The organism is Stenotrophomonas sp. Iso1, assembly GCF_027497995.1.
Taxonomy (GTDB): domain Bacteria; phylum Pseudomonadota; class Gammaproteobacteria; order Xanthomonadales; family Xanthomonadaceae; genus Stenotrophomonas.
In genome coordinates, this window is record NZ_JAODBT010000001.1 from 776381 (window position 1) to 802437 (window position 26057).

Below are 26057 nucleotides of genomic sequence, written 5' to 3' on the forward strand. Positions count from 1 at the left end.
GCAACAGGCGGGGCGCATTGCTTTGCGTGTGGTGGCGCCGGTGGATAGGGGCGGGGTGCTGCGCCATGCTTAGCCAGACCCGCCCGGGAGCGCCGCAGCAGAGCATGGCTTGCCGTTGCCGCAGGGGCGGGAGGCAGATAAAGAAACGCCCCTCCTGCCGAAGCAGAAGGGGCGTCTCAATCCCCCATCCCCGAGGAACTTACTTCAGGCCATCGCTGAGCGTGTTTACCAGCGTGCCCTGCGTGTCATCACCGCTGAACTCCCAAAAGAACGTGCCACCGAGGCCCTGGGCTTTGACATAGGCCATCTTTTTGGTGAGGAGTTCCGGTGTATCCACACTCCAGAACGTCGTGCCGTCATAGAGCCAGCTGGCCTTGGCAACTTTGTCCGTGTAGACGGGCCAGCCGAGGGTCTTGAGTACCTTCCAGTCTTCAATGCCAGCCTCATAGCGGCCTGGTGCGGGTCGGCCGCTCTGGTACAGGCCGTTGTTGACGTTGGGCACCTGGGTCCAGCCGCGGCCGTAGAAGCCCACGCCGAGGTTCAACTTGGATGCCGGCACACCGCGGCCGATATAAGCCTCGATGGCGTCATTGCTGTTGTAGAGCTTTGCATCGCCGTTGGATGGATCGGCCGGCGAATCGAACAACGCGGTGTGATGATTGGTGCGGGGCGCCCAGGCACCGTGGAAGTCGTAGGTCATCACGTTGATGAAATCCAGGTAGCGGTGATAGGTACCTGGATCGGTCACGCGGATCTTGTCGATGCCTGCACCCACGGCAACGGTCAGTAGCAGGCCGGGACGCGCTGCGTCGAGTTGGCGACGGAACTCGGCCAGCAGACCATTGAAGTTTTCGCGGTCGGCTGGCGTGCCGCAGCTCAAGCCGCAGGAGGCCGGGTATTCCCAATCCACGTCGATGCCATCAAAAATGCCAGCGGCCGCGCCCGGGCCACCGGCGTTGTCGGTGAACGGCAGATTGCCCTTGATGTAAGCGTCGATGCAGGAGGCGACAAAGGCCTGGCGGTTCTCCGGGCGTGCGGCGCTGGAGAAACCGCGTGACCAGGTCCAGCCGCCGAGCGAGATCAGCACCTTCAGCTGCGGATGCTTGGCTTTGAGCTGCTTGAGCTGGTTCCAGTTGCCGCGCAACGGTTGGTTCCATTGGTCGCCACGGCCACTCACGCTTTCACCGGCACCAAAGCTCTTGGTGTAGTCGGCAAAGGCATCTCCACCGGCACCGCTGTTGGCATCGGCCATCTGGGTGACGCCCACTTCGCACCGGTTGTTGCGCACGTTGCCGAAGGCGTAGTTGATGTGGGTAAGGCGTGCGGCAGAGCCGCTGGTGTCGATGTTCTTCACCCGATAGTTGCGGCCGTAGATGCCCCATTGGGTGAAGTAGCCGATCACGCGCTTGCCGTCGCCGGAACCGGTGTTGCCTTCGCTGCTTCCAGGGCCAGGGTTCGTTCCAGAACCGGAGCCAGGACCACCTTCGTTGCCGGAATTCGAACCCGAACCGGGATTCTCGCCGCCCGTGACTTCAGGCTGGGTAGTGATGCTGAGCACGGCGCTGTGTGCCGACGCATTGCCGGCCTTGTCACGTGCCCGCACCGTATAGGCATAGCGGGTGCCGGGGCGCAGGCCACCATCCAGATGGCGTGTGACGCTCGGCGAGGCCACCAACGTGCCATTGCGATAGAGGTCGTAGCCGGCCACACCGCTACCGCCCGGATTGTCAGTGGCCGCATTCCAGGTGAGCTGCAGCGTCTGCGTGGTTTGGGCCGCGACCTGCAGGCCGGTGGGCACGCTGGGTGCGGTGGCGTCCTTGTTTTCGGCAACGACCTTTACCTGGACCGTCGCCGAGTGGGTGCTGGCATTGCGGTTGTCAGTGGCCACTGCCTTGATCAGGTGGCTGCCGCTCGGTGCATTGCGCCAGATGACGTTGTACGGCGCTTGGGTATCAACGCCCAGCGATACGCTGCCGTTGAAGAACTCCACCTTGCTGATGCTGCCATCGCTGTCGGAGGCATTGGCAGTCACGGTGATGGCGCTGCCCGCTGTGAATGTGGAACCAGAAGCCGGTGAGGTCAGATTGATCTGTGGGGCCTGATTGGCGCCGCTGCCGCCATTCCCATTGCCTGCTGGTGCGTCGCAGCGGCCAAGATTGCGGTAATAGCGGCGGCCGGCCGGGTGGTCCGGCGGCGCATTCCAGATGGTCTGGTTGGCCTGATACAACACGCCGCTCTTCTGCAGGGTGTGGCCGGGCTGGTAAATGGTGGTGCCGGCCCAGGCTTTCACCCCTTCACAGTCGGCGGCGTGGGCCAGCGAGGGCGCAATGGCACTGACGGCCAGCAGGGCCAACCAGGGGCGCCGGCCCGCTGGGGTAGGGCAGGGAGGTGGGGCCGATACGTGGTCTGCGGAATGATCCTTCATGGTGAATCTCCTGGCGGTATGGCGAGCGAAAGGCATGCCCGGGGCTGGCAGACGACAGGCGTCAGCCCAAGGGGCAAAGGGTTCTGGGGGAATGCCGGCAGCTGATGGGGGCTGGCTGTCGGGCCAAGGCAGCGGCGCCGGCACGGCTGAAGATAGCGGCGGCAGAATGTAATGCTGCTTTTCATATGGTTCGCGGGCGCAGCCTGCTGCCGCTGGCTTGCGCGGGCCAAAACCGCCTTGGACAGGAAACAGGGCCCTGGCGACGGACTCCGGTACAATGCCGGGCCCGATTCCCACCATGGTCTCCCGGACATGATCGTCCTCGAGGGCGCAGCTGCCCTTTCGCCGTTCCGCCGCGAACGTCTTGAATCCCGCCTGCAGTCCATCGCCGCCGATTTGCGTATCACCGGTGCCTGGCACGTCTATTTCACCCAAGCTGCCGATACCGGCGCGGTCGACCTGACCACGCTGGGGCGCATCGTGCAGGGCCAACCACAAGCGGCCGAACGCGCTGACGGCGCGGTGTCGCGTTATGTGGTGCCGCGCCTGGGTACGTTGTCGCCCTGGTCGAGCAAGGCCACCGAGCTGGTGCGCGGTGCCGGCTTGCCGATCCAGCGCGTCGAACGCGGTACACGCATCGACCTGAGCGGTTGGCCGTCCGATCCGGCACAACAGGCCGCCGTGGCCAAGCTGCTGCACGATCCGATGACCCAGTCATTGCTGGAAGACATCGACCAGGCGCAGGCGTTGTTCACCAGCCTGGCGCGTGGCCAGCTTGAGCGCATCGCGCTGGGTGATTTGGAGGCGGCCAACAAGCGCTTGGGTCTGGCTTTGGCCGACGACGAAATCGATTACCTGCGTCAGCGTTACAGCGAGCTTGGCCGCGATCCGTCCGACGTTGAACTGATGATGTTCGCGCAGGCCAATTCCGAGCACTGCCGCCACAAGATATTCAACGCCAGCTGGACCATTGATGGACGCGAGCAGGACCGCTCGCTGTTCAAGATGATCAAGAACACTCACCAGCAGACGCCGCAGCACACGCTCAGCGCCTACAGCGACAACGCTGCGGTGATCGAAGGCGAGCCGGCCGCGCGTTATCGCCCGGACCCGGCGACCGGCAAGTACCGCAGCGAAGCGGTGGTGCCCAGTGCATTCCAGATCAAGGTGGAAACCCACAATCACCCGACCGCGATTGCCCCGTTCCCCGGCGCATCGACCGGTGCCGGTGGTGAAATCCGCGATGAAGGCGCAACCGGTCGCGGCGGCAAGCCGAAGGCCGGCCTGACCGGTTTCTCGGTCTCGCACCTGCGCATTCCGACCTTGCCGCAGCCGTGGGAAGCGCCGCGCGCGCTGAACCCGCGCATGGCGCCGGCGTTGGACATCATGCTCGACGGCCCGCTCGGCGGCGCTGCGTTCAACAACGAATTTGGTCGCCCCAACCTGCTGGGTTACTTCCGCAGTTTCGAGCTGCCGGAAGACGGTATTACCCGCGCCTACGACAAGCCGATCATGCTGGCCGGTGGCCTGGGCGCCATCGACCGCGTGCAGGTGGACAAGCTGCTGCTGCAGGAAGGTGACGTGGTCATCGTGCTTGGCGGCCCGGCGATGTTGATCGGCCTGGGTGGCGGTGCGGCGTCGTCGGTGGCTTCGGGCGAAAGCGCCGAAGACCTCGATTTTGCCAGCGTGCAGCGCGACAACCCGGAGATGGAGCGCCGCTGTCAGGAAGTGATCGACCGTTGCGTGGCCATGGGCACCGATAACCCGATCAAGTTCTTCCATGACGTCGGTGCCGGTGGCCTGTCCAACGCCATCCCGGAACTGCTGCACGACTCCGGCGTGGGTGGTGTGATCGACCTGGGCAAGGTGCCTACCGACGACCCGTCGCTGTCGCCCCTGGAACTGTGGTGCAACGAATCGCAGGAGCGCTATGTACTGGGTATTCCGGCTGAGCGTCTGGCCGAATTCAGTGCCATCTGCGCGCGTGAGCGTTGCCCGTTTGCCGCCGTCGGTATTGCCACGACGGAAGAACACCTGGTGGTCGCTTATGGCGCCACGCCGGGCAACATCCCGGCCGATGCACCGATCGACCTGCCGATGGACGTGTTGTTCGGCAAGGCGCCGAAGATGCACCGCGACACCCTGCATCCCGCCGCGCCGCGCTGGCCGCAGCTGAAGACGGACGGTATCGATCTGCATGCTGCAGGCCTGCGCGTGTTGGCGCACCCGACCGTCGCATCGAAGAGCTTCCTGGTCACGATTGGTGACCGCAGCGTGGGTGGTTTGACCGCGCGCGAGCAGATGATTGGTCCGTGGCAGCTGCCGATGTCCGATGTGGCCATCACCCTGGCAGGGTTTGATACCTATGCCGGTGAGGCGATGTCGCTGGGCGAACGCACGCCGTTGGCGCTGCTGGACGCTGCGGCGTCGGCACGCATGGCAGTGGGTGAGGCCATCACCAATCTGTGCGCTGCCCCGGTGCTGTCGCTGGACACGGTGAAGCTGTCGGCCAACTGGATGGCCGCTTGCGGCCACAACGGTGAAGACGCGCTGCTGTATGACGCAGTCAAGGCCGTGGGGATGGAGCTATGCCCGCAGCTGGATATCAGCATCCCGGTGGGCAAGGACTCGCTGTCGATGCAGGCGCAGTGGGTTGTTGCAGAGACTGCGGGTGCCGGCGAAATGCACAAAAGCGTTTCGCCCGTGTCGCTGGTGATCACCGCGTTTGCGCCGGTCGCCGATGCGCGCCAGCAGCTCACACCGCTGCTCGACCGCGATACCGAAAGCGAGTTGTGGTTGATTGGCCTGGGCGCTGGCAAGCAGCGTCTGGGCGGTTCGATCCTGGCGCAGACCCAGGCCGGTCACAGTGCGTTGCCGGCCTTTGCCGGTGAAGTGCCGGACCTGGATGACCCGCAGCTGCTGCGTGGCTTCTTCGAGCTGATCCGCGATGCGCGTGAAGCCGGTTTGTTGCTGGCGTACCACGATCGCAGCGATGGTGGCGCGTTTGCCGCGTTGTGCGAAATGTCATTCGCCTCGCGCCAAGGCCTGGATATCGTGCTCGATGCCTGGGGTGATGATCCGTTCCGCAGCCTGTTCAACGAAGAGCTCGGCGCCGTGGTGCAGATTGCCAAGGAAGACCGCGCAGCGTTCGCTGACCTGGTCGAGCGTCATGCATTGACCGAATGTGCACAGCGTATTGCGCGCCCAACCACCGCACCCATGGTGCGCGTGCAGCTGGGCGGCGAGAGTCTGGCCGAGTGGCGTTGGGAAGAGCTGTTTGATGCCTGGTGGTCGGTGACGCACGCCATGCAGAAGCTGCGTGACAACCCGGAAGCGGCCGATCAGGAGCGCGCTATCGCACGCAGCTTCAATGCGTCAGGTTTGAAGCCGAAGCTGGCGTTTGATCCTGCTGACGATGTCGCTGCGCCGTTCATCGCCACCGGCGCACGGCCAAAGGTGGCGATCCTGCGCGAGCAGGGCGTCAACGGCCAGATCGAGATGGCCAACATCTTCGAGCGTGTGGGCTTTGATGCGTACGACGTGCACATGAGCGACCTCATCGAAGGCCGCGTGCAGCTGTCCGATTTCCGTGGTTTGGCTGCCTGTGGTGGCTTCAGCTACGGCGACGTGCTGGGTGCAGGCCGTGGTTGGGCAACGTCCATCCTGGAGCGCCCCGCACTGCGTGAAGCGTTCGCTGCGTTCTTCGCACGCCCGGATACCTTCGCACTCGGCGTGTGCAATGGCTGCCAGATGATGAGCCAGCTCAAGGACATCATTCCCGGTGCCGAACACTGGCCGAAGTTCCTGCGTAACCGCAGCGAGCAGTTCGAGGCCCGTACGGCTTTGCTGGAAGTGATGGAATCGCCATCGATCCTGCTGCGTGGCATGGCCGGTTCGCGCCTGCCGGTGGCGGTGGCGCACGGTGAAGGCCGCGCTGAGTTTGATACCGCGGTGGACCAGGCGGCGGCCAGCATCGCGTTGCGTTACGTCGATGGCGACGGCCGCGTGGCCGAGCAGTACCCGCTGAACCCGAACGGTTCGCCGGACGGCATCACTGGCCTGACCACCACCGACGGCCGCGTCACCATCCTCATGCCGCACCCGGAACGCACCCCGCGGACGGCCAACCTGAGCTGGGCACCGAAGAGCTGGGGCGAAGACTCGCCGTGGCTGCGGATGTTCCGCAATGCGCGCGTTTGGTGTGGCTAAGCGGTGGTTGAATAGACGCCGGGAAAGAAAAGTTCAGCTGAACTGAAAAAAGTTTGAAAACAACCGCAGGCCAAGGCCTGCGGTTTTTTTTTGGGCTTTTTCGCGCTGCCAACGCGTCCCCGCTGCGCTGTACCCAGTGACGAATGGACAGTGTTGATTCCACAAATCTAATCCTTTTCATCTCATTTGATTATGGGATTTGTGACGCACATAACAACTGTATTGCGGACAGTCAGAAGTTTGACGTCACTGCAACCGCTGTCTTCAACTGCGCTCCGTCCTGCAGACATCGCCAATGCAAGGGGATTTAGAGCGACGTCCGCCAACCGGCTAAAGCCCAGTGCGCCCAGTAACACAGGGAACCAGGAACACCGTGCCCGGCCGGGCCCCAGTGGGGGGCTTCCGCCGTCTCGGTGGGGTGACTTCTTCGCAAATACAAAACCCAGTCCACTCAGGAGCAATGTATGAATCGGATCTACCGCAAGGTTTGGAACAAGGCGTTGGGACAGATGGTGGTGGCATCGGAACTTGCATCATCCGATTCGTCCGGTGTGGTGGTTGATGAGCGGCATTCGTCCAGCCACCATTTGCAGGCCTTGTCGCTTGCCATTGCCCTGGGGTTAGGGGCGGGCTTAGGAACCTTTGCGGTAAGCGCGCAGCCGGTAGAGATCGGCGGCAGCGCGCAATGTGTGGTGCTGGGCAGCGCCACATTGATGGATTGTGCAATCGCCGGTGACGCGCAGGCAGCCGGCACCAATGCCGTGGCCATTGGCGCCGCGAGCATTGCTTCGGGAAATTCCAGCATTGCGCTGGGAGCCAACTCGGTTGCCGACCGTGACAACACCGTATCGGTAGGTAACGTCGGTGCCGAGCGTCAGATCACCAATGTCGCCGCCGGTACCGAAGGCACCGACGCGGTAAATAAATCCCAGCTGGATGCCATCGCCGGTGTTGCTGAAGGCACGCAGCATTACTTCACAGCCAACGGCCTGGCCGATGGCAGCGACGATGCCGTGGCCAGTGGTGCCGGTGCAACGGCTGCCGGTGTTGGCTCGCAGGCAAGCGGCGCGGAAAGCACGTCAGTAGGCAGCTACAACGTTGCTGCCGGTGATTACGCCAGCGCGGTGGGTTATGTGAATACCGCCAATGGCCTCAACAGTTCGGCCGTGGGTAACTTCAACCAGGTCGATGGCGACAACAGCAGTGCGTTTGGTTTTGCCAACTTTGTCGAAGGCGCCAATGCGGTCGCTATCGGCAGCAACAGCACGGCGGCCGGTGCAGGCAGCGTGGTGGTCGGTGACAGCGCCTTGGCTGGCGCAGACAACGCCACGGCCGTGGGTTCGTTGAGTGCTGCTAATGGCAAGAACAGCACGGCGCTGGGCGCCGGTGCCGGTGCCATCGCAGAAAGCAGCCTCGCACTCGGTGATGGTGCTCAGGCGGAAGCAGCAAAGAGCGTAGCGCTGGGGTCGGGCTCGATTGCCAACCGTGACAACACGGTATCGGTAGGTAATGCCGGTGCCGAACGTCAGATCACCAACGTCGCTGCCGGTACCGAAGGCACTGACGCGGTGAACAAGTCGCAGCTGGATGTTGTTTCCGAAGTTGCCGACAGCACGGAGCGTTACTTCACAGCCAACGGCCTGGCCGATGGCAGCGACGATGCCGTGGCCACTGGTGCCGGTGCAACGGCTGCCGGTGTTGGCTCGCAGGCAACCGGCGCGGACAGCACGTCAGTAGGCAGCTACAACGTTGCTGCCGGTGATTACGCCAGCGCGGTGGGTTATGTGAATACCGCCAATGGCCTCAACAGTTCGGCCGTGGGTAACTTCAACCAGGTCGATGGCGCCAACAGCAGCGCGTTTGGTTTTGCCAACTTTGTCGAAGGCGCCAATGCGGTCGCTATCGGCAGCAACAGCACGGCGGCCGGTGCAGGCAGCGTGGTGGTCGGTGACAGCGCCTTGGCTGGCGCAGACAACGCCACGGCCGTGGGTTCGTTGAGTGCTGCTAATGGCAAGAACAGCACGGCGCTGGGCGCCGGTGCCGGTGCCATCGCAGAAAGCAGCCTCGCACTCGGTGATGGTGCTCAGGCGGAAGCAGCAAAGAGCGTGGCGTTGGGATCGGGCTCGATTGCCGATCGTGAGAACACCGTATCGGTCGGAAGTGCCGGTGCCGAACGTCAGATCACCAACGTCGCTGCCGGTACCGAAGGCACTGACGCGGTGAACAAGTCGCAGCTGGATGTTGTTTCCGAAGTTGCCGACAGCACGGAGCGTTACTTCACCGCCAACGGCCTGGCCGATGGCAGCGACGATGCAGTGGCCAGTGGCGCCGGTGCGACGGCGGCCGGTGTTGGCTCGCAGGCAAGCGGCGCGGAAAGCACGTCAGTAGGCAGCTACAACGTTGCTGCCGGTGATTACGCCAGCGCGGTGGGTTATGTGAATACCGCCAATGGCCTCAACAGTTCGGCCGTGGGTAACTTCAACCAGGTTGATGGCGACAACAGCAGCGCGTTTGGTTTTGCCAACGTTGTCGAAGGCGCCAATGCGGTCGCTATCGGCAGCAACAGCATGGCCACCGGTGCAGGCAGCGTGGTGGTCGGTGACAGCGCCTTGGCTGGCGCAGACAACGCCACGGCCGTGGGTTCGTTGAGTGCTGCTAATGGCCAGAACAGCACGGCGCTGGGCGCAGGTGCCGGTGCCCTCGCAGAAAGCAGCCTCGCACTCGGTGATGGTGCTCAAGCGGAAGCAGCAAAGAGCGTAGCGCTGGGATCGGGCTCAATCGCCAACCGTGACAACACGGTATCGGTAGGTAATGCCGGTGCCGAACGTCAGATCACCAACGTCGCTGCCGGTACCGAAGGCACTGACGCGGTGAACAAGTCGCAGCTGGATGAAGTCGCAGTGGTGGCCGGCAACACCAGTAAGTACTTCCAGGCCTCGGGCAGCGCTGACAGTGATGCCGGTGCATATGTGGAGGGTGATGGTGCAACTGCCGCCGGCGAGTCGGCCAACGCAATCGGCAATGGCACCTCAGCGTTCGGTAACGCTGCCAACGCCGTTGCGAATGGTGCGACGGCGGTCGGCATGAATGCCCTGGCCAGCGGCCAGAACAGTGCTGCTTTTGGCCAGAACGCAAGTGCTACGGGCCCCGGCGCGGTGGCCGTGGGTGGCAATGCGGTGGATCAGTCTGGCGGCGCGCTTCTTACGAACAATGGGGTGTCGGTCAACACTGGCGCGACCAGTGCCGGCATAGGCGGAACCGCATTGGGCGCCAGCGCCATTGCCAGCGGTTTCGGTGCGACTGCGACGGGCGTAGGGGCGATTGCTGAAGGGGATCAGTCCACCGCGACTGGTGCGGTGAGCACCGCGCAGGGTGCTTTCAGCACGGCCAATGGTTCGCAGAGCTCGGCCGCGGGTGAAGGGACCACGGCAGTGGGGTTCAATGCCGCTGCTTATGACGATGGCAACGTGGCGGTGGGTCGTGACGCCTCGGCGCTGGGTGAAGGCAGCCTGGCGATTGGTGATGGTGCCCAAACCGGCAATGTCGACCTGGAAGTCGGTTCCGCAAATGCAGTTGCCATTGGCAGTGGAAGCCTGGCGTTCGGCGACGACTCTATCGCCGTCGGTACTGAGTCCGTCGCGTTTGGGCAGCAGTCCACTGCGATCGGCATGGGCGCAGAGGCGGGTGTCACCAACTCGGTGGCACTGGGTGCCGGCTCGATAGCGGACCGTGAAAGCACGGTATCGGTAGGTAATGCCGGTGCCGAACGTCAGATCACCAACGTCGCCGCCGGTACCGAAGGCACTGACGCGGTGAACAAGTCGCAGCTGGATGTTGTTTCCGAAGTTGCCGACAGCACGGAGCGTTACTTCACCGCCAACGGCCTGGCCGATGGCAGTGACGATGCCGTGGCCAGTGGTGCCGGTGCAACGGCTGCCGGTGTTGGCTCGCAGGCAACCGGCGCGGACAGCACGTCAGTAGGCAGCTACAACGTTGCTGCCGGTGACAACGCCACCGCGATTGGCAGCAATAGCGTGGCATCAGGTGACCACAGCTTGGCGCTGGGTGATGCGGCTTCAACATTGGCCGAGGATGCTATCGCCATCGGTCATGGCGGCGCGGCCAGTGGCAACAGTGCGGTGGCAATGGGTGCAGGTGCAGACGCATCGGGCCGGAACACGATGGCCTTGGGTGTGGATGCAGCCGCCATGGGAGAGGGCTCGGTAGCCCTGGGCAATCGCGCCAGAGCAGTCGGGAAGGAGAGCATGGCGCTGGGTGTGGCATCACAGGTCAATGCCAATAATGCAGTGGCTCTGGGTGCGTACTCCATTGCTGGCCGCGCCAATACGGTGTCGGTGGGTGATGTGGGTACCGAACGTCAGATCACCAATGTGGCGGCGGGTACGGAAGGTACCGATGCAGTGAACAAGGCGCAGCTGGATACGGTTGTTGGCGCCATGGGCACGACCAGCAAGTACTTCCAGGCCACCGGTGACGGTGTGGCGGTGGCAAGCGGTGCCGATAGTGTTGCGGCCGGTCCGTTGGCGACGGCAAGCGGCGAACGCAGTACGGCGCTGGGCATGTCCAGCATGGCCGGTGCAACCGGTGCAACCGCCGTGGGTGCGGATGCCTCTGCACGTGCTGCGAACAGCACGGCACTGGGGCGCAAGACTGCCGTCACTGCAGTCAATGGTGTGGCTGTTGGCTTTGGTGCATTTGCCAGCGGCGGCGCCAACGGTATCGCCATCGGCGCCAACGCCGGTGTGTCCGGAGCCAATTCGGTCGCGCTGGGTGCAGGTTCGCGGGCGACTGAAGCCAATGTGGTTTCAGTAGGCGGCGGCAACGGCACCACTGGGCCGGCAACCCGCCGCATTATCAACGTGGGGGCGGGCCGCTTAGCCGAAGGCAGTACCGATGCGGTCAACGGCGGCCAGTTGCATGTCACCAATCAACGGGTAGGCGCGGTGGAAACCCGTGTCAACGATATTGATGGCCGTATCGGCACCATTGAAGGTGTCGCCACCAATGCGGTGGTCTATGACGATACCAACCGGGATGCGATCACCTTGTCCGGCTTGCAGGGAACCCTCCTGGAGAACGTGACCGACGGTCTCATTGGTACAGGAAGCATGCAGGCCATCAACGGTGGCCAGATGTACCAGTCATTGAACTCGATGGCTGCCTTGCTGGGCGGTGGTGCGGCGCTGGGCATGCAAGGCATGTTCATAGCCCCCAGCTACATGATCCAGGGATCCAACTACTACAACGTGGGCGATGCACTGGCTGCATTGGATATGCGGGTGACTTCAATCAACTCGCTGGTCGGTGGTAGCGGTGCTATAGCGGGCGATGCTGGCGGTACGGCTGTGCTGGGTGCCAGGCGTGGCGGTGTAGTGCTGGGAGACGATGCCACCGCACTTAATACCGCCGGTACGGGTATCGGCAACGATGCTTATGCCCACGGGTTGAATGACACCGCGATCGGCAGCAACGCGCGCGTAAATGCCGATGGCAGCACCGCAGTGGGAGCCAATACGCAGATCGCTGCAGAAGCCACCAACGCGGTTGCAGTCGGCGAAAGTGCCAGTGTTATCGCCTCGTCCGGTACAGCGATTGGCCAAGGTGCCAGTGTCACAGCTTCATCGGGCACGGCGATAGGACAAGGGGCCATGGTGACTGCGCAAGGTGCCGTGGCCCTGGGGCAGGGTGCAGTTGCTGATCGTGCCAACACCGTCTCGGTGGGAACAGGCAGCGGCGGGCGACAGATCACCAACGTTGCAGCCGGTACGCAGGCCACCGACGCGGTCAACAAGTTGCAGTTGGACAACGGCCTCGCATCAGCCAATGCCTACACCGATAGCCAGATCAGCGGTTTGAACGACAGCTTCAGCGGGCTGCGCGGTGACGTGGACAAGCGTCTGCGCCAGGTCGATCGTCGCCTGGATCGTCAGGGCGCCATGGGGGCGGCCATGTTGAACATGGCCACCAGTGCGGCGGGCCTGCGCACGGAGAACCGCGTGGGTGCGGGCGTGGGTTTCCAGGGAGGTGAGTCAGCCTTGTCGATTGGCTATCAGCGCGCCATCAGCGACCGCGCAACGGTCACCGTGGGCGGCGCCTTCAGTGGTGATGACAGTTCCATCGGCATCGGCGCAGGTTTCGGCTGGTAATTGGTTTGATCTTCCTGCCCCTGCCGGCTGCGGCAGGGGCAGGGGCTTTCAACCGGGGCTGCCTGCAACTTGCTGTGGCAAAACAGGTGGGGCTCCAGGTTGGAAGGGCAGAACAAAGCAGCGTTGCATTCCATTCCTGTTGCATGACGAGAAGAGGTCGAACATGAAGAAACATACGCTTGGGTTGGCGGTAGCTGGTGTGATGTTGATGGCTGTTGCGGATATGCCGCATGCCTATGCGGCAGGGGCTGGCCCTGTGCAGTTGAACGCTGCAGGTTCTGCGTTTGCACCGAGCGAAGGGGGCTTTCGCTTCGTAGTGAAATACCGTGACGCTACGCCGGAATTGCGTGATGCCACCCAGCTCAATCGTGGCTTGAGTCAAGCAGCGTTGCGAGCGGGTATTGGTCACGCCATTGCAGATAGTGCCCGTTCAAGCGCGCGCCCAGCGGCCAATGCCACGCTGATGCGGCGTATGGGTGTGTCTGGTTGGTCGGTGATCAAGGCCTCGCGGCATCTGGATGCGCAGGAGGCTGCCAACTTCATGCGTGAGCTACGTGCCAATCCATCGGTGGAGAGCGTCGAACTGGACCGTATACGTATGCGGATTGGTGCGGTTGGCCCAACGATGATTCCCAATGACCCCGATTACGCCTCGCGGCAGTGGAACCTGTCCGATCCTGTCTCTGGTGTGCGCGCCCCGGCAGCATGGGAGCGCTCAACGGGGGAGGGTGTCGTGGTGGCGGTATTGGATACCGGCATCCTAGAAGGACTGTCTGACCTGCAGAACAACGTCATCCCCGGTTACGACATGATCACCGATGCCCGCGTTTCGCGCCGTGCCGCTGATGGACGTGTGCCCGGTGGTTGGGATGAAGGGGACTGGACGGAGGCCAATTACTGCACCGGATGGGCGACGGAAAAAAAGCACAGCGCTCGCGACAGCAGTTGGCACGGCAGCCATGTGTCCGGGACCATTGCTCAGGAAACCAACAACGGGATTGGCGTGGCTGGTCTGGCACACAATGCCAAGGTCATGCCGATACGTGTGCTCGGTTCTTGTGGTGGCTTTGACAGCGACATTGCGGATGGCGTGATCTGGGCGGTCGGCGGTGATGTGCCCGGTATGCCGCGCAATGAAAATCCGGCAGAAGTGCTGAATATGAGCTTGGGCAGCTCCGGGCCAAACGCTTGCCCCCTCATCTATCAAGATGCTTTGGATTACGCCGTCAATAGCAAGGGTGCGGTGGTTGTGGTGGCGGCCGGAAATGGCAACGCAGTAGCAGGCAATTACACCATGAGCTCTTGCAATAACGTGATCTCGGTGGGCGCTACGGAGCGTTCCGGAGCGAGGGCTGTCTATTCCAATTACGGGCCACGCGTTGATCTGGCCGCGCCGGGTGGCGATCGTTGGGGTTTCGACCCGATATACCAAATGGTCAGCAGTAGCACGACCACTCCGTCCGCTGGTTCACCCACAGTGGGAGGGATAGTGGGCACGTCCATGGCTTCGCCGCATGTGGCCGCTGCCGCCGCGATGGTGCAAAGCGTAGCGAAGACGCCGCTGGACTGGATGCAGATGCGTCACTTGCTCAAAGGAACCGTCACACCATTTCCGCTGGCGATTCCCGTAGGTAAGCCGATTGGTGCGGGCATTCTCAACGTTGACGCGGCACTGGCCAAGGCGACCGAGGAGTCCTGTGACCCGAGTGCAGCAACGTGCGCCCCGGTTGCAACACCCCTTACCAATAAAGAGGCTGCGACTGGTCTGGTTGGGGGAAGGGGCAAGGAGAAGTTGTACAGCTTTGAGGCCAAGGCTGGCCAAGTGTTGACGGTGATGACTTACGGCGGCTGGGGCGATGTGTCGCTGTATGTCAGCCTCGATGCGGCGCCCACCGCGACGAAGTTTGACGCCAAATCCACGCGTGTTGGCAACAGCGAGACGGTGCGCTTCACCGCACCGAAAGCGGGTACCTACTATGTGAATCTGGTAGGCGTTGCCGCGTATGGTCGTGTGACCTTGGTTGCCCGCCAGTAACCCTTGGTTTGAAGCACTTCTGAACCCCGGTAATGCCGGGGTTCTCATCTGTCTTTTCCATCGCACTGTGGCCATGCCACCGTTGGCACTACCTTTGTGATGCATCACAAAGGTAATGCTCCGGGGCGTGCCAGACGGGGTAGGGAGCTGTTGAGCGTCGGCGAAGGCGTATCGTCGCTTCGGGTATCTCCAACGCTGCAATAGAGAGCCGCCGAGTAGGCGTTGCGCACGATCGTTTCAGTTGCGTTCAAGAAAACTGAAGAAGCCCGCAGGCCAGCGCTTGCGGGCTTTTTTTTGCCTGTGAGTAGCGTTTCTGACTGGCGTGCATTGCTGTACCTGAAGTAGCAACGACAGAGCTGATTCGGAACAGGTTAGTTGCTCAGTACACCGTCGCGAACATCTGTTTTTACGCTGTACTCGTGCATCTGTACCCGCTCGTGAATAACTTGACGTTCGAGACAGTGCCTCTCAAAACTCAAATCGCCCCAGGCAGAAGCCATGCCGGTGCAGCAACGAAAGGAAGCCAGACATAACCCACTGAGCGAAGTCCGATGTCAGGTGGCTCTTGGGTACGTGATCGAGAACCATCCAACTCAGGGGAGCACGATGAACTGCATTCTTCGCAAGATCTGGAGCGAGGTATCGGGGTGGCCGATGCTGACGTCGGAATGGGCTGCGTCACCTTCGACAGGGACAGCGGCGGAAGATGGATGTGTTTCAAGCACCTCTCAGGTGCGGGTGTCGTCCCTTGTGTTTGGCCTGGGGTTGCTGTTGTCCATTCCAATGCCGGCGCATGCGCAGTCACTGGCGATGGGTGGCATTACGCAGTGCCTGAACAGTTTCCTTCCCGGTGCGGCCAGGGTGAACTGCGTTGAGACAGGCAATGCCAGCGCCAGCGGTAGCAATGCGGTTGCCATCGGTGCGTTCAGCGTTGCCAGTGCAGCCAACAGCGTCGCGCTGGGGGACAACTCGGTGGCTAATCGTGTCAATACGGTATCCGTCGGCCGGCTAGGTGGTGAGCGTCAGATCACCAATGTTGCGGCGGGGGTTGAAGCGTCGGACGCAGTGAACAAAGCACAGTTGGATGTGGCAGCCCGCTACTTCAAGGCCAATGGTGCTGACGATGGCAGTGATGCAGCGCAGGCAGATGGCGTGGGAGCGAGTGCTGCAGGCGTGGGCTCTCAAGCCAGCGGTGCGGAAAGCACTGCACTGGGAACCTACAACGCGGCCATCGGAGATCACGCAAGTGCGGTGGGTTACATGAACACCGCCGGCGGTGTGAACAGCTCGGCGATGGGTAACTGGAATCAGGTAGATGGTGAAAACAGCAGTGCGTTTGGCTTCTCCAACAGTGTGGAGGGCAGCAACGCCTTGGCAATCGGTAGCAACAGCAGGGCGAGTGGAAACGCCAGTCTTGTTGCAGGCGATAGCGCACACGCGACTGCTGATAATGCGATTGCGCTGGGTACTGCGGCGATGGCATCAGCAGTCAATGCAGTTGCGCTGGGTGCGGGCTCAGTCGCGGATCGTGCAAGCGCAGTGTCGGTAGGTGCGGTGAATGCCGAGCGCCAGATCATCAATGTTGCAGCCGGTACGCAAGCTACCGATGCGGTGAACAGAGCGCAGTTGGACGTGGTTTCCGAAACCACTGCGGCAAACAAGCTGCAGTTGGAAGTCGTGTCCGAAGCCGCTGCGGTGAACAAGGCACAGTTGGAAGCCGTTTCCGAAACCGCAGATGCGGCCGGTCGCTATTTCCAGGGAGAAGGCTTGGCAGATGGCAGTGATGACGCGATGGTCAGCGGCGCGGGTGCTGTTGCCATCGGTCGCAGCGCGGTTGCCTCGGCGATCAATGCGGTTGCACTGGGCGCGGGGTCGTTGGCAGATCGCGATAATGCTCTCTCCGTGGGTGCGGTGAATGCCGAACGCCAGATCATCAACGTTGCCAGTGGTACGCAAGCCACCGATGCGGTGAACAAGGCGCAGTTGGACGTGGTTTCCGAAACTGCAGATGCGGCGGGTCGCTATTTCCAGGGAGAGGGCGTGGCCGATGGCAGTGACGATGCGATAGCCAGCGGCGCAGGTGCCGTCGCCATCGGTCGTAGCGCGGTTGCCTCGGCGATCAATGCGGTTGCGCTGGGTGCGGGTTCGGTGGCGGATCGTGACAACGCCATCTCCGTAGGCGCGGTGAATGCCGAGCGTCAGATCATCAACGTTGCCAGTGGTACGCAAGCCACCGATGCGGTGAACAAAGCGCAGTTGGATGCGGTGTCCGGTGTGGCGGGTGGCACCGGCCGCTACTTCAAGAGCAACGGCGCTGCGGATGGAAGCGACGATGCGATAGCCAGTGGATTCGGTGCGAGCGCTGCTGGCGTGGGTTCACTGGCAAGTGGCGTGGAGAGCACCGCGCTGGGGAATTACAACGTGGCGGCCGGCGACTATGCGATCGCGGTGGGGTACGTGAACACCGCCAATGGCGTGAACAGTTCGGCAGTGGGAAATTTCAATCAGGTCGATGGCGAAAACAGTAGCGCTTTCGGCTTCGCCAATGTGGCTTCGGGCAACAACGCGTTGGTCGTAGGCAGCAACAGCATAGCGTCGGGAAATGGCAGCCTGGCGGCTGGCAACAGCGCAGTGGCAAGTGGCAGCAACGCCGTCGCGCTGGGGAGCGGATCTCAAGCACTTGAGGACAACGTGATCTCCGTGGGCGGCGGTGACGGCAGCAATGGACCGATGACGCGACGCATCGTCAATGTTGGCGAAGGGCGCCTGGCCGACGACAGCACCGATGCGATCAATGGCAGCCAGTTGAATGCAACCAATCGGCGTGTCGCTACGGTGGAAACGCGTGTGGATGACTTCGATGCCCGTATTGAAAGCGTGGAAGGTGTGGCCATCAATGCGGTGAGTTATGACGGTGCCGACCGCACTGCCTTGACCTTGTCCGGAACCCAGGGCACCACGCTCAACAACGTCGCTGCGGGTGACATCGCTGCAGGCAGCATGCAGGCGACAAATGGTGGGCAGCTGTACGACTCACTTGGCGCGATGGTGAGTGCGCTTGGCAGTGGCGCGGTACTTGGCATGCAGGGCGTGATTGTCGCGCCGACTTACGTCATCCAAAGCGCCAGCTACAACACGGTGGGGGATGCATTGAAAGCGCTGGATGGTGAAGTATCGGCGCTCAACAAGCGTGTTGCCGATGGCGGTACTGGCGGCAACAACGGCGGTGGTGTTGTGTTGGGCGACCGGGTGATTGCGCCGGGTGCAGCAGGTATCGGCATCGGCGATGACGCACATGTCGCAGGCAATAGTGGAATCGCGCTTGGCAGCAACGCGCACGTACTTGGCGAGGGCGGGACCGCAGTCGGTACGAACACACGGATCAGTGCCGGCGCAGACGCGGCAGTTGCCTTGGGCGACGGTGCGGCTGTCAGCGCCAGCGGTGGTATCGCGATTGGCTCGGGCGCGCACGTCACTGCCAGCGGATCGGTGGCTTTGGGGCAGGGCTCTGTGGCTGATCGTGTCAACACGCTTTCGGTTGGAAGCACTGGCCACGAACGGCAGATTGCACACGTCGCTGCAGGCACCCAGGACACCGATGCGGTCAACAAGTCACAGTTGGACAACGGCATCACATCGGCCAATGCGTACACCGACAGCCAGCTGTCCGGCATGAATGATCGTTTCGACGTGCTGCGCAACGACATGGGTGAGCGTCTGCGGCATGTGGACCGCCGCATTGACCGACAAGGCGCGATGAATGCAGCGATGTTGAACATGTCCACGAGCATGGCAGGGGTGCGGACGGAGAATCGTGTCGGCGTCGGCGTGGGTTTCCAGAGTGGCGAATCCTCCCTGTCGATAGGTTATCAACGCGCCTTCAGTGACCGCGCCACGCTGACCGTCGGCGGTGCCTTCAGCAGCGACGACAGTTCGGTAGGTGTGGGTGCCGGCTTCGGTTGGTGAGTTGACCGGTCGGCGAAGGGGCCGCGAACGCGGCTCCGTTCGCCCATGCAGGTGAGCAGGTGCTGTCGATGGCTCAAACGCGCCGTGCTGGCGCCAACTATCCCGCACCGCAAAAGAATGGTCTTGCTGAATAGGCGAGACCGAAGAAATTTCGACTGAAACCAAAAATCGTGGTGAGACGCCCGCAGGCCAAGGTCTGCGGGCTTTTTTTTTGCCCGTCATCTGCCCAGGCAGGAAGCTGCAACTGTTCTGCCTCTGGACGGGTACATCGGATTGTTTCGTAAGAACTTTCTCATCCACGACCATCCAAAAAGCAGCCTTTTTGTGGGCTGTTTCACAAAATGGCCTCGGCACGTCAAATGCTTGACGCTGGATGAACGGTCGTTCAACACTCAAACCATCCTGTAGCAAACCCATGCGTATGGAACGCAAGGGGGCGCCACGACAGACGTGAGCCTTACGTGCCCGGCTTGGCCGGGTAGCGGGATCTACAACACATCAGGGGGATCGTTGGGCGCATTCAGCTCAGCGATGACGCTTTCTGCGAGCGGCAAAGAAACCCAGCCCACTTTATGGAGCAGTGACGATGAATCGGATTTATCGCAAGGTGTGGAACAAGGCATTGGGGCAGTTGGTGGTGGCATCGGAATTGGCCACCTCCAGTTCGCCAGGGAGCGTCGTTGACGAGCGCCATGCGCATTCGCACCGACTGCAGGCCTTGTCGCTAGCAGTTGCTTTGGGAATAGGGGCGGGTGCGATGGCGCCGCTTGCACAGGCCCAATCGGTGGAAGTGGGTGGCTCCGCGCCATGCCTGGTGCTTGCCAGCCCGTGGCTGACCGAGTGCGCCACCGCTGGCAGTGCACAGGCCAGCGGCGCCAAAGCCGTGGCCATCGGTGCTTCCACCGTTGCTTCGGGCGAAGGCAGTGTGGCGCTGGGCAACGATGCTGAAGCCTCCGGTGCATTTGCCACCGCGCAGGGCGCGCAATCGACTGCCGCCGGGCAGCAGGCGCTGGCCAATGGCTTCCGCGCCGAGGCTTCCGGTCGCGGTACCACCGCCGTTGGCAGCTACAGCGTTGCATCGGGTGATTTGGCTTCGGCCGTGGGTTACGGCGCCGAGGCGAGCGGTGACTACGGTGTGGCGATGGGTCTTGGCGCCGCGGCGTCGGGTACCAGCACGACGGCGGTGGGTGAATCGGCCATTGCCTCGGGTGAGGAATCCACCGCAGTGGGCGGCACCACGTTTGGTGGGCTGATCAGCACGAAAGCATCGGGTACCGGTGCCTCTGCGTTCGGCAATGGCGCGTGGGCCGTGGCCGACGAGACCACCGCCATTGGCTTCAACAGCTGGGCAGATGCGGACAGCAGTGTCGCCCTGGGTGCCAATGCCGTAGCCGAAGCGGCCAACAGTGTCGCGATTGGTGCCAACTCCTGGGCCGCACGTGAGAACACGGTTTCTGTCGGTGATGCGGGCGCAGAGCGCCAGATCACCAACGTCGCGGCCGGTGCAGAAGCCACCGATGCGGTGAATAAATCGCAGTTGGATGAAGTGGCCACGGTGGCTGCGACCACCAACAAATATTTTCAGGCCAGCGGCAGTGATGACAGCGACGCCGGTGCCTATGTCGAAGGCGATAACGCCACTGCTGCAGGCGAAGCCACCAATGCCATTGGCAACGGTGCATCGGCCTTCGGCAGCGGCGCGAATGCCGTGGCAGATGGCGCAACGGCAGTTGGTATGAATGCTCTGGCAGCTGGCCAGAATGCAGCTGCCTTCGGTCAAAACGCACAAGCCATTGGCCCGGGTGCTGTCGCCGTCGGCGGCAACGCGGTGGACGAAAACGGCGATGCCTTGATCAACGTCGGCGGTGTGCCGGTGGAAACTGGTGCTACCAGCGCTGGCGTCGGCGGTACCGCGCTCGGTGCAAGTGCAAACGCAGATGGCTTTGCTGCCACCGCTACCGGTGTTGGCGCGCAGGCCAGCGGTGATCAATCCACCGCCAACGGCGCCGTTGCCAATGCACTGGGTGATTACAGCACCGCCACTGGTTCGCAGAGTTTGGCTGAAGGCGCGGGCACGACGGCTGTTGGCTTCAACGCTGCGGCGTATGAGGACGGCAACGTCGCGGTGGGCCGCAATGCGTCCGCGCTCGGCGAGGGCAGTTTGGCGATGGGTGACGGTGCGGAAACCGGCTTCGGTCTGTTCGGGATCGGTGCAACCAATGCCGTCGCGATTGGTAGCGGCAGTTGGGCATTTGGTGACGATGCAACGGCGGTAGGTGCCAATGCGTGGGCCTTCGGCCAGCAGACAACGGCTATCGGTACCGGAGCCGAAGCGGGTAGCACCAACTCGGTGGCACTCGGTGCGGGTTCTCTGGCCGACCGCGACAACAGCGTGTCAGTCGGCAGCGAAGGTGCCGAGCGTCAGATCACCAATGTCGCGGACGGCACTGAAGCCACCGATGCAGTGAACAAAGGGCAGCTCGACGATGTTGCTGCGGTGGCCGAGGAAGGCCAGAAAGCAGCCAAGTACTTCACTGCCACGGCCAGCGATGACAGTGACGCTGGCGCTTACGCTGAAGGCGATAACGCCACCGCCGCAGGCGAAGCCACCAATGCCATCGGCAGCGGTGCATCGGCCTTCGGCAGCGGCGCGAACGCCGTGGCAGATGGCGCAACTGCGGTTGGTATGAATGCTCTGGCGGCCAGCCAGAACAGCGCAGCGTTCGGTCAGAACGCACAAGCCACCGGCCCGGCAGCGGTCGCGGTTGGCGGCAATGCGGTGGATGCCAATGGCAATCCGCTGATTACTTCCGGCGGTGTACCGGTGGATACCGGCGCCACCAGTGCCGGCGTTGGCGGCACTGCCTTGGGTGCCAGCGCCAGTGCGGATGGCTTTGCCTCGACCGCAACCGGCGTGGGTGCTTTTGCAGGCGGGGCGCAATCGTCTGCATTCGGTGCGGTTGCCAGTGCGGTCGGCGACTACAGCACCTCGGTGGGTACGCAGAGCGCAGCCACCGGCACCAGCAGCGTTGCCATCGGCGGCCCGGCGGATCTGATTCCGGGCTTTGGCATCTTTGTGGATACCCAGGCAAGCGGCGAAACGTCTACTGCGGTAGGCGCGGGTGCTATCGCTTCGGGTGATTACGCGCTGGCTTCCGGCGCCTTGAGCGAAGCATCCGGTACCGAGGCAACTGCCGTCGGTTTCTTCGCTTACGCCCCGGGCGACAATGCCAGTGCGCTGGGCGCGGAAAGCTGGGCCAGCGGTGCCAACAGCACGGCGGTCGGTTTCTACAGCACCAGCCGTGGCGTGGATAGCACCGCACTGGGTTCAAATTCCGAGGCGGTCGCCGCCAACAGTGTGGCCTTGGGTGCCAACTCGGTTGCCGACCGTGCCGACAGCGTGTCGGTGGGCAGTGACGGTGCCGAACGCCAGATCACCAACGTCGCGGCCGGTGCAGAAGCCACCGATGCGGTGAACAAATCGCAGTTGGATGAAGTGGCTACGGTGGCTGCGACCACCAACAAGTATTTCCAGGCCAGCGGCAGTGATGACAGCGACGCCGGTGCCTATGTCGAAGGCGACAACGCCACCGCCGCAGGCGAAGCCACCAATGCCATCGGCAACGGTGCATCGGCCTTCGGCAGCGGTGCGAATGCTGTGGCAGATGGCGCAACGGCGGTGGGCATGAATGCTCTGGCAGCAGGCCAAAACGCAGCCGCCTTTGGTCAGAACGCACAAGCCATCGGCCCGGGTGCCGTTGCCGTTGGCGGCAACGCGGTGGACGAAAACGGCGATGCCTTGATCAACGTCGGCGGTGTGCCGGTGGAGACCGGTGCAACGTCTGCTGGCGTCGGCGGTACCGCGCTCGGTGCAAGTGCAAATGCGGATGGCTTTGCTGCTACCGCAACCGGCGTTGGCGCGCAGGCCAGCGGTGATCAATCCACCGCCAACGGCGCCGTTGCCAATGCATTGGGTGACTACAGCACCGCCACTGGTTCGCAGAGCTTGGCTGAAGGTGCGGGCACGACGGCTGTTGGCTTCAACGCTGCGGCTTATGAGGACGGCAACGTCGCGGTGGGGCGCAATGCGTCCGCGCTCGGCGAGGGCAGTCTGGCGATGGGTGACGGTGCGGAAACCGGCTTTGGTCTGTTCGGGATTGGTGCAACCAATGCCGTCGCGATTGGCAGCGGCAGTTGGGCGTTTGGCGACGATGCAACGGCGGTAGGCGCCAATGCCTGGGCGGTCGGTCAGCAGACCACGGCCATCGGTATGGGCTCCGAAGCCAGCGGCACCAACTCGGTTGCACTCGGTGCAGGCTCAGTGGCGGATCGCGACAACAGCGTGTCAGTCGGTAGCGAAGGCGCCGAGCGTCAGATCACCCATGTTGCGGACGGCACTGAAGCCACCGATGCAGTGAACAAGGGGCAGCTCGACGATGTTGCTGCGGTGGCTGAGGAAGGCCAAAAAGTGGCCAAGTATTTCCAGGCCAGCGGCAGTGATGACAGCGACGCCGGTGCCTACGTCGAAGGCGATAACGCCACTGCTGCAGGCGAGGCTACCAATGCCATCGGCAACGGTGCATCGGCTTTCGGCAGCGGCGCGAATGCCGTGGCAGATGGCGCAACGGCCGTTGGTATGAATGCTCTGGCAGCAGGCCAAAACGCAGCCGCCTTTGGTCAGAACGCACAAGCCATCGGCCCGGGTGCGGTTGCAGTCGGCGGCAACGCGGTGGATGAAAACGGCGATGCCTTGATCAACGTCGGCGGTGTGCCGGTGGAGACCGGTGCAACGTCTGCTGGTGTCGGTGGTACCGCGCTCGGTGCAAGTGCAAATGCGGATGGCTTTGCTGCCACCGCAACCGGTGTTGGTGCGCAGGCTAGCGGTGATCAATCCACCGCCAACGGCGCCGTTGCCAATGCATTGGGCGATTACAGCACCGCCACCGGTTCGCAGAGCTTGGCTGAAGGCGCGGGCACGACTGCCGTTGGCTTCAACGCGGCCGCATACGAGGACGGCAACGTCGCAGTGGGGCGCAATGCGTCCGCGCTCGGCGAGGGCAGTCTGGCGATGGGTGACGGTGCGGAAACCGGCTTTGGTCTGTTCGGGATCGGCGCAACCAATGCCGTCGCGATTGGTAGCGGCAGTTGGGCATTTGGTGACGATGCAACGGCGGTAGGCGCCAATGCCTGGGCGGTCGGTCAGCAGACCACGGCCATCGGTATGGGCTCCGAAGCCAGCGGCACCAACTCGGTCGCCCTCGGTGCAGGCTCAGTGGCGGATCGCGACAACAGCGTGTCAGTCGGCAGCGAAGGTGCCGAACGCCAGATCACCAATGTCGCGGACGGCACCGAAGGTACCGACGCGGTGAACAAGAACCAGCTCGATGCTGTTGCGGATCTGGCGGGTGAAACCAACAAGTACTTCCAGGCCAGCGGTGATGGTGTAGCCAGCGCAAGCGGTGGCAACAGCATCGCTGCCGGTTCCGGAGCAAAGGCCAGTGCCGAACGCAGCACCGCATTGGGTACGGCAAGTCTGGCCAATGCGAACGGTGCGACGGCAGTAGGTGCAGATGCCTCGGCGCGTGCAACCAACAGCACCGCGTTGGGACGGCAGACCTCGATCACCGCCGTCAATGGTGTGGCCATTGGCTACGGTGCGTTTGCAAGCAACGGCGTCAACAGCGTCGCAATCGGTTCCGGTGCGGGTGTGTCCGGTGCCAATTCAGTGGCACTGGGTGCGGGTTCGCGCGCCACCGAAGCCAACGTGGTGTCGGTGGGTGCGGGCCCGGGCGGTACCGGACCCGCGACGCGCCGCATCATCAACGTTGCCAACGGCCGCGTGGCCGAAGGCAGTAGCGATGCGGTCACCGGTGGCCAGCTGCATGTCACCAACCAGCGCGTAGGTGCAGTGGAAACGCGGGTGAACGATATCGACGGCCGCATCGGCGATGTGGAAGGCGTGGCCGCCAATGCGGTGACTTACGACGACGCCAGTCGCAGCACGTTGACGCTGTCCGGATTGCAGGGCACCACGCTGGACAATGTCGCTGCGGGCAGCATCGCCGCCGGCAGCATGCAGGCCATCAATGGTGGGCAGCTGTTCCAGTCGCTGGGCAACATGGCCAGCTTCCTGGGCGGCGGCGCGGGCGTCGGTATGCAGGGCATGTTCGTTGCACCCACTTATGTGATTCAAGGCAGTAGTTACAACAACGTGGGCGCCGCATTGAACGCGCTTGACCAGCAGGTCAGTTCGATCAATACCCGCATTGCTGGAAACGGAAACGGAAACGGAAACGGCAATGGCAACGGCAATGGCAACGGCAATGGCAATGGCAATGGCAATGGCAATGGACCGCGCGTGGCCAGTGCCGCTACCGATGGTGCCGCTGGGGGCACTGGAGGTGCCGTGTTGGGCAGCCAGGCCAAAGCCAACGACGTCACCGGTACGGCAATGGGCGGCAACAGCTACGCGCACGGCCCCAACGACACGGCGCTGGGCAGCAATGCACGCGTCGATGCCGACGGCAGTACGGCAGTAGGTGCCAATACGCACATCACCGCTGCTGCAACCAATGCGTTGGCAGCAGGTGAGGGTGCCTCGGTCAGCGCGGCATCGGGTACGGCGTTGGGCCAGGGGGCCAGCGTCACCGCACAGGGTGCGGTGGCATTGGGTCAGGGCTCGGTAGCCGATCGTGCCAACACGGTGTCGGTGGGCAGCAGTGGCAGTGAGCGTCAGGTCACCAATGTCGCTGCGGGTACGCAGGCAACCGATGCGGTCAACAAGGGCCAGCTGGACCAAGGCGTCGCCTCGGCCAACAGCTACACCGACAGCAAGATGAGCAGCCTGACGGACAGCTTCAGCGGTCTGCGCAATGACATGGACAACCGCTTGCGCAATGTCGACCGCCGTATCGACCGACAGGGCGCGATGAATGCGGCGATGTTGAACATGGCCACCAGCGCCGCCGGCGTGCGCACCCAGAACCGGGTGGGCGTAGGCGTGGGCTTCCAGAGCGGCGAGTCGGCACTGTCGCTGGGTTACCAGCGGGCGATCAGTGACCGCGCAACGGTCACCTTCGGTGGCGCGTTCACCAGTGATGACAGTTCGGTAGGCGTCGGCGCCGGCTTCGGCTGGTAACCACGGCAAGGGTTTTGCCCCCGTCCGCTGCGGTGGGGGCATCCGGGTTCGTGACCATCGGTTGTTTCATCCCCCGATGCAGCCGGTGCGAGCCAGGACGGCAAAGCAATGCAGCAA

The 26057-nt window shown here is 62.9% G+C and carries 6 protein-coding genes; 5 read left to right on the plus strand and 1 reads right to left on the minus strand.

The genetic code is table 11. The features are described 5' to 3' along the window. Nucleotides 1-199: 199 nt before the first annotated feature. The gene (locus PAN08_RS18045; RefSeq protein ID WP_332840086.1) at nt 200-2425 is read right to left on the minus strand and encodes a glycosyl hydrolase family 18 protein; all 2226 of its coding nucleotides are present in this window, start codon (nt 2423-2425) and stop codon (nt 200-202) included. A 312-nt stretch (nt 2426-2737) separates the two neighbouring features. On the opposite strand from PAN08_RS18045, the gene purL reads away from it, so the two are divergent. From purL to PAN08_RS03195, 5 genes are all read left to right on the plus strand, one after another. Next, nucleotides 2738-6634, plus strand: coding sequence for a phosphoribosylformylglycinamidine synthase (gene purL, locus PAN08_RS03175; protein ID WP_269790100.1), 3897 nt, complete (start codon nt 2738-2740; stop codon nt 6632-6634). 464 nt (nt 6635-7098) lie between these two features. After that, entirely contained in the window at nt 7099-12801 is a 5703-nt protein-coding gene (locus tag PAN08_RS03180; protein WP_269790101.1) for an ESPR-type extended signal peptide-containing protein, read from the plus strand. Next, nucleotides 12761-14836 carry a S8 family serine peptidase gene (locus PAN08_RS03185; RefSeq protein WP_269791150.1) on the plus strand — a complete coding sequence of 692 codons (2076 nt, stop codon included), beginning with the start codon at nt 12761-12763 and terminating at the stop codon, nt 14834-14836. The genes PAN08_RS03180 and PAN08_RS03185 overlap by 41 nt, the downstream gene beginning before the upstream one ends. A gap of 738 nt (nt 14837-15574) precedes the next feature. Beyond that, nucleotides 15575-18802: a YadA-like family protein gene (locus tag PAN08_RS03190; RefSeq protein ID WP_269790102.1), complete on the plus strand. Its 3228-nt coding sequence runs from the start codon at nt 15575-15577 to the stop codon at nt 18800-18802. A 586-nt stretch (nt 18803-19388) separates the two neighbouring features. Further along, the gene (locus PAN08_RS03195) at nt 19389-25940 is read left to right on the plus strand and encodes an ESPR-type extended signal peptide-containing protein (protein WP_269790103.1); all 6552 of its coding nucleotides are present in this window, start codon (nt 19389-19391) and stop codon (nt 25938-25940) included. Nucleotides 25941-26057: the final 117 nt, after the last annotated feature.